General features: G+C 74.7%; 14 protein-coding genes and 1 pseudogene. 11 read left to right on the top strand and 4 right to left on the bottom strand.

Annotated features, from left to right (window positions below; translation table 11 throughout):
* Nucleotides 1–45 precede the first annotated feature (45 nt).
* The 3 genes from E4U92_RS15085 (at nucleotide 46) to E4U92_RS15075 (ending at nucleotide 2,078) form a co-directional block, all read left to right on the top strand.
* Nucleotides 46–1,068 carry an aldo/keto reductase gene (locus tag E4U92_RS15085; protein ID WP_137300882.1) on the top strand — a complete coding sequence of 341 codons (1,023 nt, stop codon included), beginning with the start codon at nucleotides 46–48 and terminating at the stop codon, nucleotides 1,066–1,068.
* An 87-nt stretch (nucleotides 1,069–1,155) separates the two neighbouring features.
* Nucleotides 1,156–1,518 (top strand): DUF1304 domain-containing protein, encoded by a 363-nt coding sequence (locus E4U92_RS15080; RefSeq protein ID WP_137300881.1) that lies wholly within the window; start codon nucleotides 1,156–1,158, stop codon nucleotides 1,516–1,518.
* Nucleotides 1,515–2,078: a TetR/AcrR family transcriptional regulator gene (locus E4U92_RS15075; protein ID WP_137300880.1), complete on the top strand. Its 564-nt coding sequence runs from the start codon at nucleotides 1,515–1,517 to the stop codon at nucleotides 2,076–2,078. Before E4U92_RS15080 ends, E4U92_RS15075 begins: the two co-directional genes overlap by 4 nt.
* A 24-nt stretch (nucleotides 2,079–2,102) precedes the next feature.
* Here the strand turns inward: E4U92_RS15075 and E4U92_RS15070 are convergent, their stop codons facing one another.
* A complete protein-coding gene (locus tag E4U92_RS15070) occupies nucleotides 2,103–2,873 on the bottom strand; it encodes a hypothetical protein (RefSeq protein ID WP_308433292.1) in 771 nt (256 codons plus the stop codon).
* A gap of 177 nt (nucleotides 2,874–3,050) precedes the next feature.
* On the bottom strand, nucleotides 3,051–4,034 hold the full coding sequence (locus E4U92_RS15065; RefSeq protein ID WP_137300878.1) for a GlxA family transcriptional regulator: 984 nt from the start codon (nucleotides 4,032–4,034) through the stop codon (nucleotides 3,051–3,053).
* A gap of 72 nt (nucleotides 4,035–4,106) precedes the next feature.
* Here E4U92_RS15065 and E4U92_RS15060 point away from each other — a divergent pair, with 72 nt between their 5' ends.
* The 4 genes from E4U92_RS15060 (at nucleotide 4,107) to E4U92_RS15045 (ending at nucleotide 7,149) form a co-directional block, all read left to right on the top strand.
* Nucleotides 4,107–5,057 (top strand): NADP-dependent oxidoreductase, encoded by a 951-nt coding sequence (locus tag E4U92_RS15060; RefSeq protein WP_137300877.1) that lies wholly within the window; start codon nucleotides 4,107–4,109, stop codon nucleotides 5,055–5,057.
* 218 nt (nucleotides 5,058–5,275) lie between these two features.
* Nucleotides 5,276–5,656 carry an anti-sigma factor antagonist gene (locus tag E4U92_RS15055; RefSeq protein WP_137301124.1) on the top strand — a complete coding sequence of 127 codons (381 nt, stop codon included), beginning with the start codon at nucleotides 5,276–5,278 and terminating at the stop codon, nucleotides 5,654–5,656.
* 97 nt (nucleotides 5,657–5,753) lie between these two features.
* Complete coding sequence (locus E4U92_RS15050; RefSeq protein WP_137300876.1) at nucleotides 5,754–6,437, top strand: DUF4230 domain-containing protein; 684 nt, start codon at nucleotides 5,754–5,756, stop codon at nucleotides 6,435–6,437.
* Nucleotides 6,438–6,564: 127 nt separating this feature from the next.
* Nucleotides 6,565–7,149: a VanZ family protein gene (locus tag E4U92_RS15045; protein WP_137300875.1), complete on the top strand. Its 585-nt coding sequence runs from the start codon at nucleotides 6,565–6,567 to the stop codon at nucleotides 7,147–7,149.
* An 85-nt stretch (nucleotides 7,150–7,234) separates the two neighbouring features.
* Here E4U92_RS15045 and E4U92_RS15040 read toward each other — a convergent pair whose 3' ends face one another.
* A complete protein-coding gene (locus tag E4U92_RS15040; protein WP_137300874.1) occupies nucleotides 7,235–7,471 on the bottom strand; it encodes a hypothetical protein in 237 nt (78 codons plus the stop codon).
* A 58-nt stretch (nucleotides 7,472–7,529) separates the two neighbouring features.
* Nucleotides 7,530–8,555, bottom strand: a complete 1,026-nt coding sequence (locus E4U92_RS15035; RefSeq protein ID WP_137300873.1) for a DNA topoisomerase IB — start codon at nucleotides 8,553–8,555, stop codon at nucleotides 7,530–7,532.
* A 100-nt stretch (nucleotides 8,556–8,655) separates the two neighbouring features.
* Here E4U92_RS15035 and E4U92_RS15030 point away from each other — a divergent pair, with 100 nt between their 5' ends.
* The 4 genes and pseudogenes from E4U92_RS15030 (at nucleotide 8,656) to E4U92_RS15015 (ending at nucleotide 12,334) form a co-directional block, all read left to right on the top strand.
* Nucleotides 8,656–9,693: a PHP domain-containing protein gene (locus E4U92_RS15030; protein WP_137300872.1), complete on the top strand. Its 1,038-nt coding sequence runs from the start codon at nucleotides 8,656–8,658 to the stop codon at nucleotides 9,691–9,693.
* 48 nt (nucleotides 9,694–9,741) lie between these two features.
* Nucleotides 9,742–9,900, top strand: a pseudogene (locus E4U92_RS15025) (HAD family hydrolase); the annotation flags it as partial.
* Nucleotides 9,901–10,196: 296 nt separating this feature from the next.
* Complete coding sequence (locus tag E4U92_RS15020) at nucleotides 10,197–11,201, top strand: SDR family NAD(P)-dependent oxidoreductase (RefSeq protein WP_229862047.1); 1,005 nt, start codon at nucleotides 10,197–10,199, stop codon at nucleotides 11,199–11,201.
* A gap of 116 nt (nucleotides 11,202–11,317) precedes the next feature.
* Nucleotides 11,318–12,334, top strand: coding sequence for an SDR family oxidoreductase (locus E4U92_RS15015; RefSeq protein WP_137300871.1), 1,017 nt, complete (start codon nucleotides 11,318–11,320; stop codon nucleotides 12,332–12,334).
* Nucleotides 12,335–12,426 lie beyond the last annotated feature (92 nt).

Here is a 12,426-nt window from a genome sequence, read left to right as displayed (position 1 = left end):
TCCCTCGGTGGCAGCCGCCTTCCCTCGCAGTGGAGGAACACGGTCATGCAGTACCGCACCCTTGGCCGCACCGGTGTGCAGGTCAGCTCGCTGGCGCTCGGCGCCATGAACTTCGGCCGGATCGGCCGCACCACCCAGGAGGAGGCCACCGCGCTCGTCGACGCGGCCCTGGAGGCGGGGATCAACCTCATCGACACCGCCGACGTGTACGGCGCGGGCGAGTCGGAGGAGATGGTCGGCAAGGCCCTCGCCGGCCGCCGCGACGACGTCGTCCTTGCCACCAAGGCCGCCCTGCCGATGAGCGACGAGCCCAACCACCGCGGCAGCTCGCGCCGTTGGCTGGTCCGGGCGCTGGACGACAGCCTGCGCCGGCTCGGCGTCGACCACGTGGACCTCTACCAGATCCACCGCTGGGACCCGGCGACCAGCGACGAGGAGACGCTGTCGGCCCTGACCGACCTCCGACGGGCGGGCAAGATCCGCGCGTTCGGCTCCTCCACCTTCCCCGCCCACCGCATCGTGCAGGCCCAATGGGCGGCCCGCGAGCACCACCTGGGCCGGTACGTCACCGAACAGCCCAGTTACTCGATCCTCCAGCGCGGGATCGAGGCCCACGTCCTCCCGGTGACCGAGGAGTACGGGCTCGGGGTGCTGGCGTGGAGCCCCCTGGCCTCGGGGTGGCTGTCGGGCGCGGTCCGCCGGGGCCGGGAGGTCACCACCCACCGCTCGGCGTTCCTGCCCGACCGCTTCGACCTCTCGGTGCCCGCCAACCGGGCCCGGCTCGACGCCGTCGAGAAGCTGGCGGAGATCGCCGAGGAGGCGGGCCTGACCCTGATCCAGCTCGCCCTCGGCTTCGTGACCGCGCACCCGGCGGTGACGAGCGCGCTCGTCGGTCCCCGCACGGTCGGTCACCTGCGCGACCAACTGGCCGCCGCGGACACCGTGTTGTCGGCCGACGTCCTCGACGCGATCGACGCGGTCGTCCCGCCCGGCACCGATCTCGCACCCGGCGAGAAGCACGACACCCCGCCCTCCCTGCTCGAGGCGTCCCTGCGCCGCCGCCGGTGACCCGGGAGTTCCTGGACAGGTGTCCGGCTATGATGGACACCTGTCCAGGAAGCGGCCCCGTGGGGGCCCGGAGGGAAGAGGCCGTCGATGGGGATCGTCGCGAACGTGCTGGTGGCGCTGGTCGCCGCTGAGCACGTGTACATCCTGGTGCTGGAGATGTTCCTCTGGCAGCGCCGTCCGGGGAGGTCCCTGCACGGCTTCGACCGGGAGACCGCGCGCACCACCGCACCGCTGGCCGCCAACCAGGGCCTGTACAACGGGTTCCTCGCGGCCGGACTGGTCTGGGGCCTGCTCGCCGGCGACCCGACCGGCCCCGAGGCCCAGGTGTTCTTCCTGTGCTGCGTGGTCGTCGCGGGCGTCTACGGCGCCGCCACCGCCAACCGGCGCATCCTGGTCGCCCAGGCCCTGCCCGGCGCCCTCGCCCTGGCCGCCGTCCTCCTCGCGCGATGACGCGCCCGGCCCCCGGCGACCCCCGCTCCGCCCGCACCCGGGAACGGCTGCGCGCCGCCCTGCTCGCGGAGTGCGCCGAGCGCCCCCTCCAGGAGGTGGGGGTGGCCGCGCTGGTGCGCCGGGCGGGCGTCGGACGCGCCACGTTCTACGTGCACTACGCCGACCTGGAGGCGCTGGCCGTGGACGCGTGCGCCGATGTCGTACGGGAGGCCGTCGAGGCGCTGCACGCCTGGCGGGGGCGACCCGATCCGGTGCGGGCACCGCAGGCGCTGGCCGGCTTCTTCGCCTCCCTCGCCCCGCACGCCGGCCTGTACCGCGCGCTCCTCGCCCCCGGCGGGGGCGGACCGCTCGGGCGGGTGCTGCACCGGGACCTGCGGGAGTACAGCCTGCGCGAGCGCACGCGGGCGGGCGCGGCGGACGCCCCACTGGTGGCCTCCGCGGTCGCCGCCACGTTCGCCGGGGTGCTGGCCGACTGGCTGCACGGCCTGCTGGAGGCCTCCCCCGCCGAGATCGCCGACCAGGTCTGGCAGTTGCTGGTGGCGCTGCACGCGAGCCGGTGACGCCCGCCGACCGCGTTCCGTGCCTCACAGGCACCCCACCCCGCCCCGCAGCGCGGGCCACACCTCCACGCCGTGCGGGGTGCGGACGTAGACCTTCGTCCGGTCCGCGGTGAGCCACACCTCCCGTTCCCCGTAGCGGCGTCCGGTGTCCCTCGCGGCCGGCGGCAGACGCACGCCGACGCGGTACGGGGCCGTCAGCATGTCCGGGCCGAGAACGCCGTCGGGATCGCGGGCGTACGTGCGCGCGTCCTCGTCGCGGCCGAGGGTCAGGAAGTGCGCCCGCTGCCAGCCGCAGTGCTCGGGGCCGGCGGCGCTGCTGATCTCGGCGACCGGCAGCCGGCGGCCCGCGCGGTCCGTCCAGACCTCGTAGCCCCGGGTGACGCTCGCCGGGAGTTCCGACGGGTCGCAGGCGGCGGTCGTCTCGGGGCCCCAGCCGGGCCGGTGATCCTGGTCCTCGGCGACGACGACGGCCACCTTGGTGCGACCCGCGACGTCGAAGGAGTAGAGCACGCGGTGGGCCTCACGGCGCTCCACCCGGTAGCCGTGCCGCGGGAGTTCGGGTTCGTCCCGGTCGAAGTACAGCCGCAGCCCGTCCTCGGGGGTGTGGCCCCCGTCGCGCCGGCTCCAGCCGTCCGGTCCGGTGCCCGCGTAGGGGCGGCCGTCGCACTCCAGTGCGCGGCCCGCGGCGCCGGACGCCAGGACCAGGTCGCGGACGGTGTGCCCGTCCACCTCCCGGGTGGGCACGAGCAGCGGACCGGCGTACGGGGTCGCGGGCGGGGTGCCGTCGACGACCACGTCCGGATCGTGTCCGCCGGCACCGCACCCGGCGGTTCCCGCCGCGAGCACCGCGTCACGATCGCCACGACCGCCACCGCGCCCGTGCGCATACCGACCCACCCCCGTTCCCTCGACCGTCGTCGTGTGCCTACGACGCCGGCCGGCGCGGAAACGTTCGGTCGCCGCAGGACCGGATCAGCGGGCCTGCTGGAAGGTGCGCCGGTAGGTCTTCGGGGAAACGCCGATGGCCGCGTGCAGGTGCTGGCGCAGGGAGGCCCCGGTGGCGAAGCCGACCTGGCCGGCGATCTGGTCGACGGACAGGTCGCTGGCCTCCAGCAGGTGCCGGGCCCGGACGACGCGCTGCTGGATGAGCCAGCGGCCGGGGCTCAGGCCCACCTCGTCCTGGAAGCGGCGGGCGAAGGTGCGCCGGCTCATCCGCGCGTGGGCGGCCAGGTCGGCCAGGGCGAGGGGCTCCGCCAGGCGTTCCAGGGCCCAGGCCCGGGTGGCGGCCGTGCTCGCGGCCCCCTGCTGCGGGACGGGCTGCTCGATGTACTGGGCCTGGCCGCCGTCCCGGAAGGGGGGCACGACACAGCGCCGGGCGACCTTGTTGGCGAGTTCGCTGCCGTGGTCCTGGCGCACCAGGTGCAGGCAGATGTCCACGCCGGAGGCCGCGCCCGCCGAGGTCAGCATCGGGCCGTCCTCCACGAACAGCACGTCCGGGTCGAGCTCGACGCGCGGGAACATCCGGCGGAAGGCGTCCGCGACCTGCCAGTGGGTGGTGGCCCGGCGGCCGTCCAGCAGTCCGGCCGCGGCCAGCACGAAGGCGCCGGTGCAGATGGACACCAGCCGCGTGCCCGGCCGGATGCGGGCCAGGGCGGCGGCCACGGCGTCCGGCAGGTCCCCGCTCACCCGACCGGGCGAGACGGCCGCGACCACGACCGTGTCGGCGCTCTCCAGCACCTCGGGCCCGTGCTCCACGGTGATGCCGAAGTCGGCGCTGGTGCGCACCGGACCGCCGTCGACGCTGCACGTCAGCACCTCGTAGCGGCCGTCGGCGGCGCCCAGGATGCGGCTGGGCATGCCCAGCTCGAAGGGGTAGACGCCGTCGAGGGCGAGGACGACGACGCGCTCGGGGCGCCGGGCGCCGTGCTCGGCGCCGGTGCGCTGGGGAGAGGTCATGGCACGATCCTATCGAAGGGTGACCATCATGCCATTGTCCCGGGCGCGCGGGCCCCGGCAGGCTGGGTCACCATGAGCACTGTGAACACGATGCGCGCCATCCGCCAGGACGTCCTGGGCGGCCCCGAGGTCCTGCGAGCGGTGGAGGTGGAGCGGCCCGCTCCGCGTCCCAACGAGGTACTGGTGCGGGTGCGCGCCGCCGGCGTCAACCCGACCGACTGGAAGCACCGCGCCACCGGCGGCTTCCTGGGCGAGCCGCCCTTCGTCCTGGGCTGGGACCTGTCCGGGACCGTCGAGGCGGTCGGCGTCGGCGTCGCCACCTTCGCGCCCGGCGACGAGGTCTTCGGCATGCTGCCGTACCCGTGGGGTAACGGCTCGCACGCCGAGTACGCCATCGCCCCGGTCCGCGCCCTGTGGCACAAGCCCGCCGCCCTGGACCACGTCCAGGCGGGCGCGCTGCCGCTGGTGTCCCTCACCGCCTGGCAGGCGCTGGTGGAGACGGCCGGCCTGGAGGCGGGGCAGCGGGTGCTGATCCACGCGGCGGCCGGCGGGGTCGGCCACGTGGCCGTCCAGATCGCCAAGGCGCGCGGCGCCCACGTCATCGGCACCGCGAGCACGGCCAAGCACGACTTCCTGCGCGACCTGGGCGCCGACGAGGTGATCGACTACCGGGAGACCGACGTCACCGAGGCGGTCAAGGACGTCGACGTGGTGCTGGACACCCTGGGCGGCGACACCTCCACGGCGTCGCTGCGGGTGCTGCGTCCGGGCGGGGTCGTGGTGTCGATCCTGCCCGTGGGTTCGCCGGAGTTCTTCACGGAGGCCGAGCGGCTGGGCGTGCGGGCGGTGCGGATGCTGGTGGACGCCGACCGCGCCGGGATGCGCGCGATCGCCGAGCTGGTCGAGGCGGGCCGGCTGCGGCCGACGATCGCCGGGACGTTCCCGCTGGCCGACGCCGCCGAGGCGCACCGCATGGGCGACACCGGCCGCACGACGGGCAAGCTGGTGCTGGTCGTCGACTGACCGGGCCACGGCGACGGGCGGTGCGGGGTGACCCCGCACCGCCCGTCGCCGGTTCGGGGCCGGGACGCCGCCCCGCCGCGCATGACTTCGCTCACGTCACGAGAAAACTCCGGCGCGTTTCCAAGACATATGTCAATCGAACATGCTGGAATTCACTCGATCGAGGGTAACTTGCTGGGGTGGGGCCTGAGTTGGAGCCGACGGGAGGCGATGTCGTGGTGCAGCGGGAGCCCGCGGCGGAGTCCCGGTACCTGCGCCTCCGTCGCGAACGCGGGTACACGGTGCTGGAGTTCCACGGCGAGATCGACATCGCCGCGGCCGCGGAGATCGCCCCCCTCCTCGACGCCGCCACCGAGGAGCCCGGCGCCCGCGTGGTGATCGACCTCGGCCGGATCGAGTTCTTCGACTGCTCCGGGCTGCGCCTGCTGTACCGGGCGCGCGCCCGGGTCCTGGACCGCGGCGGGGAGCTGCGCCTGGTGTGCACCCACCGGCTCACGCTGCGCGTGCTGCGGGTCACCGGACTGTCCCGGCTGCTGCCCCCTTCCCCCAGCCTGGAGACGGCCCTGAGCCGGCGGCAGGCCGCTTCCGGCTCCCTGTGACCCGGCTCCGGCTGTCACGGAACGCCGACAACTCCAACGGGACGGTCTGCCACGACATTTGACGGGCATCCGTCCGGTAGGAAGGAGGACCGTCGACATGACGACTTCCGTCAGGACGCCATCGAAGAAGCAGGTCCCGCCCCGGCGCGTGCCCGGCTGGGCCAAGGCGCTCATCGCCGTCGTGGTGGTACTGGTGGTGATGTTCGCGGGGATCCGGCTGAGCCTGCTGCCCGGACTGCGCGACCTCTTCGGCACCGAGACGCACGACCGGACGGGCCCGGCCCTGCTGGAGTCCATCCAGGACATGAGCCGCTACGAGGCGGCGTCCGGCAACTTCCAGGTCGTCGTGGACCTGGAGAAGGACGCCAAGTTCCTCCCGGACGCCATCCGCGGCACCCGGACCCTCTACGTCGGCGCGGGCACCGTGGACGCCTACGTCGACCTCGGCAAGGTCGGCGAGAAGGACGTGGTGGTCAACGACGACCGCACCGTGGCCACGATCCGGCTGCCCCACGCCCGGCTCGGCACCCCCGCCCTGGACCCCGACCGCTCCTACGCGGTCTCCAAGCAGCGCGGTCTGTTCGACCGGCTCGGCGACCTGTTCTCGGGCAACCCCAACAGCGAACAGGCCGTCCAGAAGCTCGCCGTGCGGCACATCGGCGACGCCGCGAAGGAGAGCGGCCTGACCGGGCGGGCGGAGACCAACACCACCGGCATGCTCAAGGGCCTGCTGCGCTCCCTCGGCTTCAAGGAGGTGCACGTGTCGTACGGGACCCGGTGACGAGGCGCCCGGCCGTCCCGGCCGGGCCCGGCGGGCCTCGCTGCGACTGGCCGAACGGCGCCGCATCCCAGCTGCTTCTCGGGGTAACCGCTCGGGGACGCAGGTAAGTTGAGAACTGGAGGACCGCATGGCCCGGCTGGCACTGAGCCCGCGCACCGCTTTCCGCCTGCGCACGAGCAAGTCCGAGGAGCCGGACGCGGTGGACAGGACCGCCGACGCCCGGCCGGACCGGTCCGCGCCCGCGGAGCGGGCCGACCGGCGGCGGCCGCTGCGGGCCCTGGTCCGGTGGACGGCGATGCTCTGCGCCTTCGTGTTCATGGTGGCGTTCGCCGTGGTGCTCGCCCGGCTCACGCTGGAGCCGTCTCCCGCGTCGAAGGCGCTGGTGCACACCAACCTCACGCCCGGCCACTCGCTGCGGGCCTACCTCGACCAGCCCGAGCTGCGCGACGCGGTCAAGCAGATCGGCGGCAACATCCTGCTCGGCGTGCCGTTCGGCATCCTGCTGCCGATCGTGGCGCCGGGCACCCGCGGCTTCCTGCGCATCCTGCTGCTGACGGCGGTCGTGATGCTGCTGGTGGAGTTCGCGCAGGGCGCGCTGGTCACCGGGCGCGCCTTCGACGTCGACGACGTCATCCTCAACACCACGGGCGCGCTCATCGGTTACCTGCTGCTCGGGCGGCGCCTGAGCCGCGCGGTGCACAAGCGCGCCTGAACCGGGCGCGGCCGGCCGCCCCGCGGTCCGCGCCGCGCCCACGATCCCGCCCGGGCCCGGGTGGGCGCCCCGCGCCCGCCCGGGCTCAGTGCACGGTCCAGGTGTAGCGGTCCCCGCCGACCCAGCGCACCACGTCGGGATCGTCCAGGTCGTGGACCGTGATGCCGAACGCGGCGGCTGTCTCCAGGACGTCCGTGACGCCCCGCGCCTCGCCGACCACTTCGCCATCGATTTCCACGATGCGGAACGGCGGGTGGCCCGGCTGCACCCCGAGCACCATGATCCGCGGCTGGGAGATGTAAGGGCTCGCGATTTCGGTCATGTCTTAGAGCGTAGATCGGCCGGCTCCCCGAGGGGCAGGCGGAACGGGCCCGCGGCGGTCAGCCGCGGCGCCCGTCGAGCAGGTCCAGGACGGCCCGTTCCACGGCGCCCTGGGTGGCCGGGCGCCCGAAGTCCCCGTGCTCGCCCAGCCGGGTGAGCGCGGGCGCGATCGTGATCCCCTGGTCGAACAGCTCGAAGACCATCGGGTCGATGTAGGAGGCCCGGCACACGGCCGGCGTGTTGCCGAGGTAGTGGCTGACCTCCCGCACCGCGCGCGCCACCTGGCGGCGCCGGGCCGCCGCGGTGGCGCGGGCCTCCTCGGCGGTGACGGACAGGGCGACCGCCGCGAACACGGTGGCGTGCCAGGTGCGGAAGTCCTTGGCGGTGATGTCCGTGCCGGACAGCCGGCGCATCGCCTCGTTCAGGTCGGCACCGTGCAGCTCGTGCCAGGACCCGCCCTCCCAGAACGCCAGCAGCCGCGGACCGCCGCGCCGACGGCGCAGCAGCGCCCGGACGACGGCGTGCGCGTCCTCGTCGACGAGCGCCCGCACCAGCTCGATGCCGCCCTTGGCCGGGTAGTCGAAGGCGATCTCGCCCTGCCCGCAGTGCACGTGCTCGCGCAGCATCGTGGTCAGGCCGTAGGTGCCGTTGGCCTCGGTGTGCCGGTCGCTGCCGATCCGGAAGAAGCCGAGGTCGAGCAACCGGACCGCGCAGGCCGTGACCCGGGCGCGGCTCAGCCCGCGCCCCGCGAGGTCGGCGGCCACCGCCTTGCGCAGGTCGGGCAGGGCCCGGGCGACCTCGCGCACGTGCTCGTGCTTGGCCTGGTCCTGCCGGGCGCGGAACTCGTCGTGGTACCGGTACTGGCGTCGCCCGGCGTCGTCGGTGCCGACGGCCTGGAGGTGGCCGTTGGGCCAGGGGCAGATCCACACGTCCCGCCAGGCGGGCGGGATGACCAGCGCACGGATGCGGGCGAGCTGCTCCGGGTCGGTGAGCGGCTCGCCGTGCTGGTCCTCGTAGCGGAAGCCGCGACCGCACCGGATCCGGCGGTACCCCGGGCCGTCGCAGGAACTCGTTCGTAGTCTCATGGCTGGTGACTGCCGGTACCCCCGCGACGACGGCACAAACGCGGGTGCGCGCCGGGGGGTCCTGGGGAACCCTGGGGGCAGGAGTGACCAGGAGGTGGCGATGGACCCCGTGGAGGCGCTGGACCGGATCGCCTTCCTGCTGGAGCGGTCGCTGGCGCCGACGTACCGCGTGCGCGCCTTCCGCACGGCGGCCCGCGTGCTCGCCGCGCTGCCGCACGACGAGGTCGCCGGGCGTGCCGCCGCCGGGACGCTGGAGAGCCTGAAGGGCGTGGGCCCCAAGACGGCCCAGGTGGCCCGGGAGGCGCTGGCCGGGGAGGTGCCGGCGTACCTGGAGAAGCTGGAGGGCGAGGCCGGCCGGCCGCTCACCGAGGGCGGGCAGGAGCTGCGGGCGCTGCTGCGCGGCGACTGCCACGTGCACTCGGACTGGTCCGACGGCGGCAGCCCGATCGAGGAGATGGGCCGCGCGGCGGCCGCGCTGGGACACGAGTGGGCGGTCCTCACCGACCACTCCCCCCGGCTGACGGTGGCGCGGGGGCTGTCCCCGGAGCGGCTGCGCCGGCAGCTCGACGTGGTGGCGGAGCTGAACGCGACCTGGGCGCCGTTCCGGCTGCTGACCGGGATCGAGTGCGACATCCTCGACGACGGCTCACTCGACCAGGAGCCGGAGCTGCTGGACCGGCTCGACGTGGTCGTGGTGTCCGTGCACTCCAAGCTGCGCATGGACGCCCGCTCGATGACCCGGCGCATGGTGGCCGCCGTGCGCAACCCGCACGCCGACGTGCTGGGGCACTGCACGGGGCGCCTGGTCACGGGGCGGGGGCGGCCGGAGTCGGCGTTCGACGCGGACGAGGTGTTCGCCGCGTGCGCCGAATCGGGGACCGCGGTGGAGATCAACAGCCGTCCGGAGCGGCTGGACCCGCCGCGCCGGCTGCTGCGCCGGGCCGTGGACGCGGGGGTGCTGTTCTCCGTCGACACCGACGCGCACGCGCCCGGCCAGCTCGACTGGCAGGTGCTCGGCTGCGCGAGGGCGCAGGAGTGCGGGGTGCCGCCGGAGCGGGTGGTGACCACCTGGTCGGCCGAGGAGCTGCTCGACTGGACCCGGGAGGGCCGGGTGCCGGCCGGCGTGGGCGGCGGCTGACGTGGTACCCGCGCCCGGCGGCGCCCCGCGCCGCGGGAGAGAGGATCATGGGACATGCGGGCCGGGAGCCGGGCCGGCGTGCGGTGCGTGGGGGTGCTGTGCGGGGGCATCCCGCGCGCGGACCTGGAGGAGGCGGGCGCGCAGGCGGTGTACGACGATCCGGCGCACCTGCTGGCCTCGCTGGCGGAGAGCCCGTTCGGCCCGTGACGCGGGACCGGCGGGCCGCGCGGTGACGCACGTCACCCCCGGTCGGCGCCGGCCGGGGAACACCATCGGGTGGTTCTCCGTTGAACAAGCCGTGGGTGCGGACGGGACAGTGTCCCCGGGCCTCACCTTTTGCCCACAGGGACGATCGTCCGGCTGAAGCCCTGTGGAGCGTCTCGCCGAGAGGCGACCGCCGTCCGCGCCCACCACGAACCGCCCCGACCGCGGCACCCCCCCCCGCCCGGTCGGGGCTTCTCCATGTTGACTTCGAGAGCACTCGAATCCGTAGCGTTCAGGACATGGACAACAGCGTCATGAACACCAGCGGCACGGACGACGACTTCACCCCCCAGCGCCGGATCGGTTCCGGCTTCGGCGCCACCAGCACCGCCGAGGACGTCCTGCGGGGCATCGACCTCACCGGGAAGCTGGCGGTCGTCACCGGCGGCTACTCGGGCCTCGGCCTGGAGACCACCCGGGCGCTCGCCGCGGCCGGCGCCCGCGTCGTCGTCCCGGCCCGCCGTCCGGACGCCGCCCGGGAGAGCCTCGCGGGCGTCGAGGGCACCGTCGAGGTGGACGAGCTCGACCTCGGCGACCTGGCGAGCGTACGGGGCTTCGCCGAGCGGTTCCTCGCCACCGGCCGCACCGTGGACATCGTCATCGACAGCGCCGCGATCATGGCGTGCCCCGAGACCCGGGTCGGACCGGGCTGGGAGGCGCAGTTCGCGACCAACCACCTGGGGCACTTCGCCCTGGTCAACCACCTGTGGCCCGCGATCGAGCCGGGCGGCGCCCGCGTCGTGTCGGTCTCCTCGCGCGCCCACCACTTCTGCGGCATCCGCTGGGACGACGTGCACTGGCGGCGGGACTACGACAAGTGGGGGGCGTACGGCCAGGCCAAGACGGCGAACGCGCTCTTCGCGCTGCACCTGGACCGGCTGGGCCGGGACCGGGGCGTACGGGCGTTCTCACTGCACCCGGGCGGCATCCTCACCCCGTTGCAACGGCACCTGCCCCAGCAGGAGATGGTCGACCGGGGCTGGATCGACGAGGACGGCACCCCGCTGAACCCGAAGGGCTTCAAGACCCCCGAGCAGGGCGCGGCGACCCAGGTGTGGGCGGCGACGTCCCCCCGGCTCGACGGCATGGGCGGGGTCTACCTGGAGGACTGCGACGTGGCCGAGCCGGCCGTCGACGGCGACACGAGCGGCGGGGTGCGCGACTGGGCGACCGACCCGGAGCAGGCGGCCCGGCTGTGGGCGCTGTCGGCGGAGCAGACGGGGGTGGACGCCTTCGCCGGGTAGCCGTGTGCCGCGTTCCGTCCGGTACGTGCGGTGACCGGCGGCCGGGGTACTCGGTCGGCTCCGCAGGGGCGACCGGGGCGGCCCCGGTCGCCGGGGAGCAACGGGAGGAGACCGACGTGAGCGGCAAGGTGGTCGTCACGGGCGCCACCGGCAACGTGGGCACGAGTGTGGTGCGCCTGCTGGCGGAGGACCCCGACGTGGAGTCGGTACTGGGACTGGCGCGGCGGGTGCCCGACTGGTCGCCCCCGAAGACCGAGTGGGCGGCGGTGGACCTGTCGTCCGAGCAGACGCAGCTCGCCGGGCTGCTGGCCGGTGCCGACGCGGTGGTGCACCTGGCGTGGGCGTTCCAGCCGACGCACGACCCGGCGGCGACCTGGCGCACCAACGTGCTCGGCAGCATCCGGCTGTTCGAGGCGGTCGCGGCGGCCGGTGTGCCGGTGCTCGTGCACGCCTCGTCGGTCGGCGCGTACTCGCCGGGACCCAAGGACCACGCGGTGGACGAGTCGTGGCCGACGCACGGCTGGCCGGACGCCGCGTACTGCCGGGAGAAGGCGTACCTGGAGCGGGCGCTGGACACCCTCGAGCGCGAGCACCCCGAGGTGCGGGTGGTGCGGATGCGGCCGGCGTTCCTGTTCAAGCGGGAGTCGGCCAGTGAGCAGCGGCGGATCTTCGGCGGCCGTTTCCTGCCGGGCCCGCTGGCGCGTCCCGAGCTGCTGCCCTTCCTGCCCGACATCCCGGGCCTGCGGGTGCAGGCCCTGCACACCGACGACGCGGCCGAGGCGTACCGGCTGGCCGTGCACACCGACGTGCGCGGCCCGTTCAACCTGGCCGCCGAGCCGCCGGTGGACGCCCGGCTCCTCGGCGAACTGCTCGACGCCCGCCCCGTCCGCCTGCCCCGCAGCGCGGCCCGCTCGGCGATCGCCGCCGCCTGGGGCCTGCACCTGCTCCCGGCGTCCCCGCACCTCTTCGACGCGGTCCTGCGCCTGCCCCTGATGGACTGCACCCGCGCCCGCGTCGACCTCGGCTGGAGCCCCCAGCACGAGGCGACGGACGTCCTGAAGGAGTTCCTGGACGGCTTCCGCTCGGGGGCGGGGGCGCAGACGGCGCCCCTGCAGGGGCACAAGGTGGGCTGAGCCGACGCCCGTTACGCGGCGCGTCGACTTCCTGCGGACGGACGTGTCCGGACGCGCCGCTGCCGGTGGCTGTGGAAGAAGCCACCGGCAGC

It is taken from the genome of Streptomyces galbus (assembly GCF_005280195.1).
Classification (GTDB): domain Bacteria; phylum Actinomycetota; class Actinomycetes; order Streptomycetales; family Streptomycetaceae; genus Streptomyces; species Streptomyces galbus.
This window is presented reverse-complemented; position numbering and strand designations above follow the sequence as displayed.

Coding starts and splice junctions, on each gene's coding strand:
- E4U92_RS15085 (WP_137300882.1), top strand. CDS start 46: ATGCAGTACCGCACCCTTGGCCGCACCGGTGTGCAGGTCAGCTCGCTG.
- E4U92_RS15080 (WP_137300881.1), top strand. CDS start 1,156: ATGGGGATCGTCGCGAACGTGCTGGTGGCGCTGGTCGCCGCTGAGCAC.
- E4U92_RS15075 (WP_137300880.1), top strand. CDS start 1,515: ATGACGCGCCCGGCCCCCGGCGACCCCCGCTCCGCCCGCACCCGGGAA.
- E4U92_RS15065 (WP_137300878.1), bottom strand. CDS start 4,034: ATGACCTCTCCCCAGCGCACCGGCGCCGAGCACGGCGCCCGGCGCCCC.
- E4U92_RS15060 (WP_137300877.1), top strand. CDS start 4,107: ATGAGCACTGTGAACACGATGCGCGCCATCCGCCAGGACGTCCTGGGC.
- E4U92_RS15050 (WP_137300876.1), top strand. CDS start 5,754: ATGACGACTTCCGTCAGGACGCCATCGAAGAAGCAGGTCCCGCCCCGG.
- E4U92_RS15045 (WP_137300875.1), top strand. CDS start 6,565: ATGGCCCGGCTGGCACTGAGCCCGCGCACCGCTTTCCGCCTGCGCACG.
- E4U92_RS15040 (WP_137300874.1), bottom strand. CDS start 7,471: ATGACCGAAATCGCGAGCCCTTACATCTCCCAGCCGCGGATCATGGTG.
- E4U92_RS15035 (WP_137300873.1), bottom strand. CDS start 8,555: ATGAGACTACGAACGAGTTCCTGCGACGGCCCGGGGTACCGCCGGATC.
- E4U92_RS15030 (WP_137300872.1), top strand. CDS start 8,656: ATGGACCCCGTGGAGGCGCTGGACCGGATCGCCTTCCTGCTGGAGCGG.
- E4U92_RS15020 (WP_229862047.1), top strand. CDS start 10,197: ATGGACAACAGCGTCATGAACACCAGCGGCACGGACGACGACTTCACC.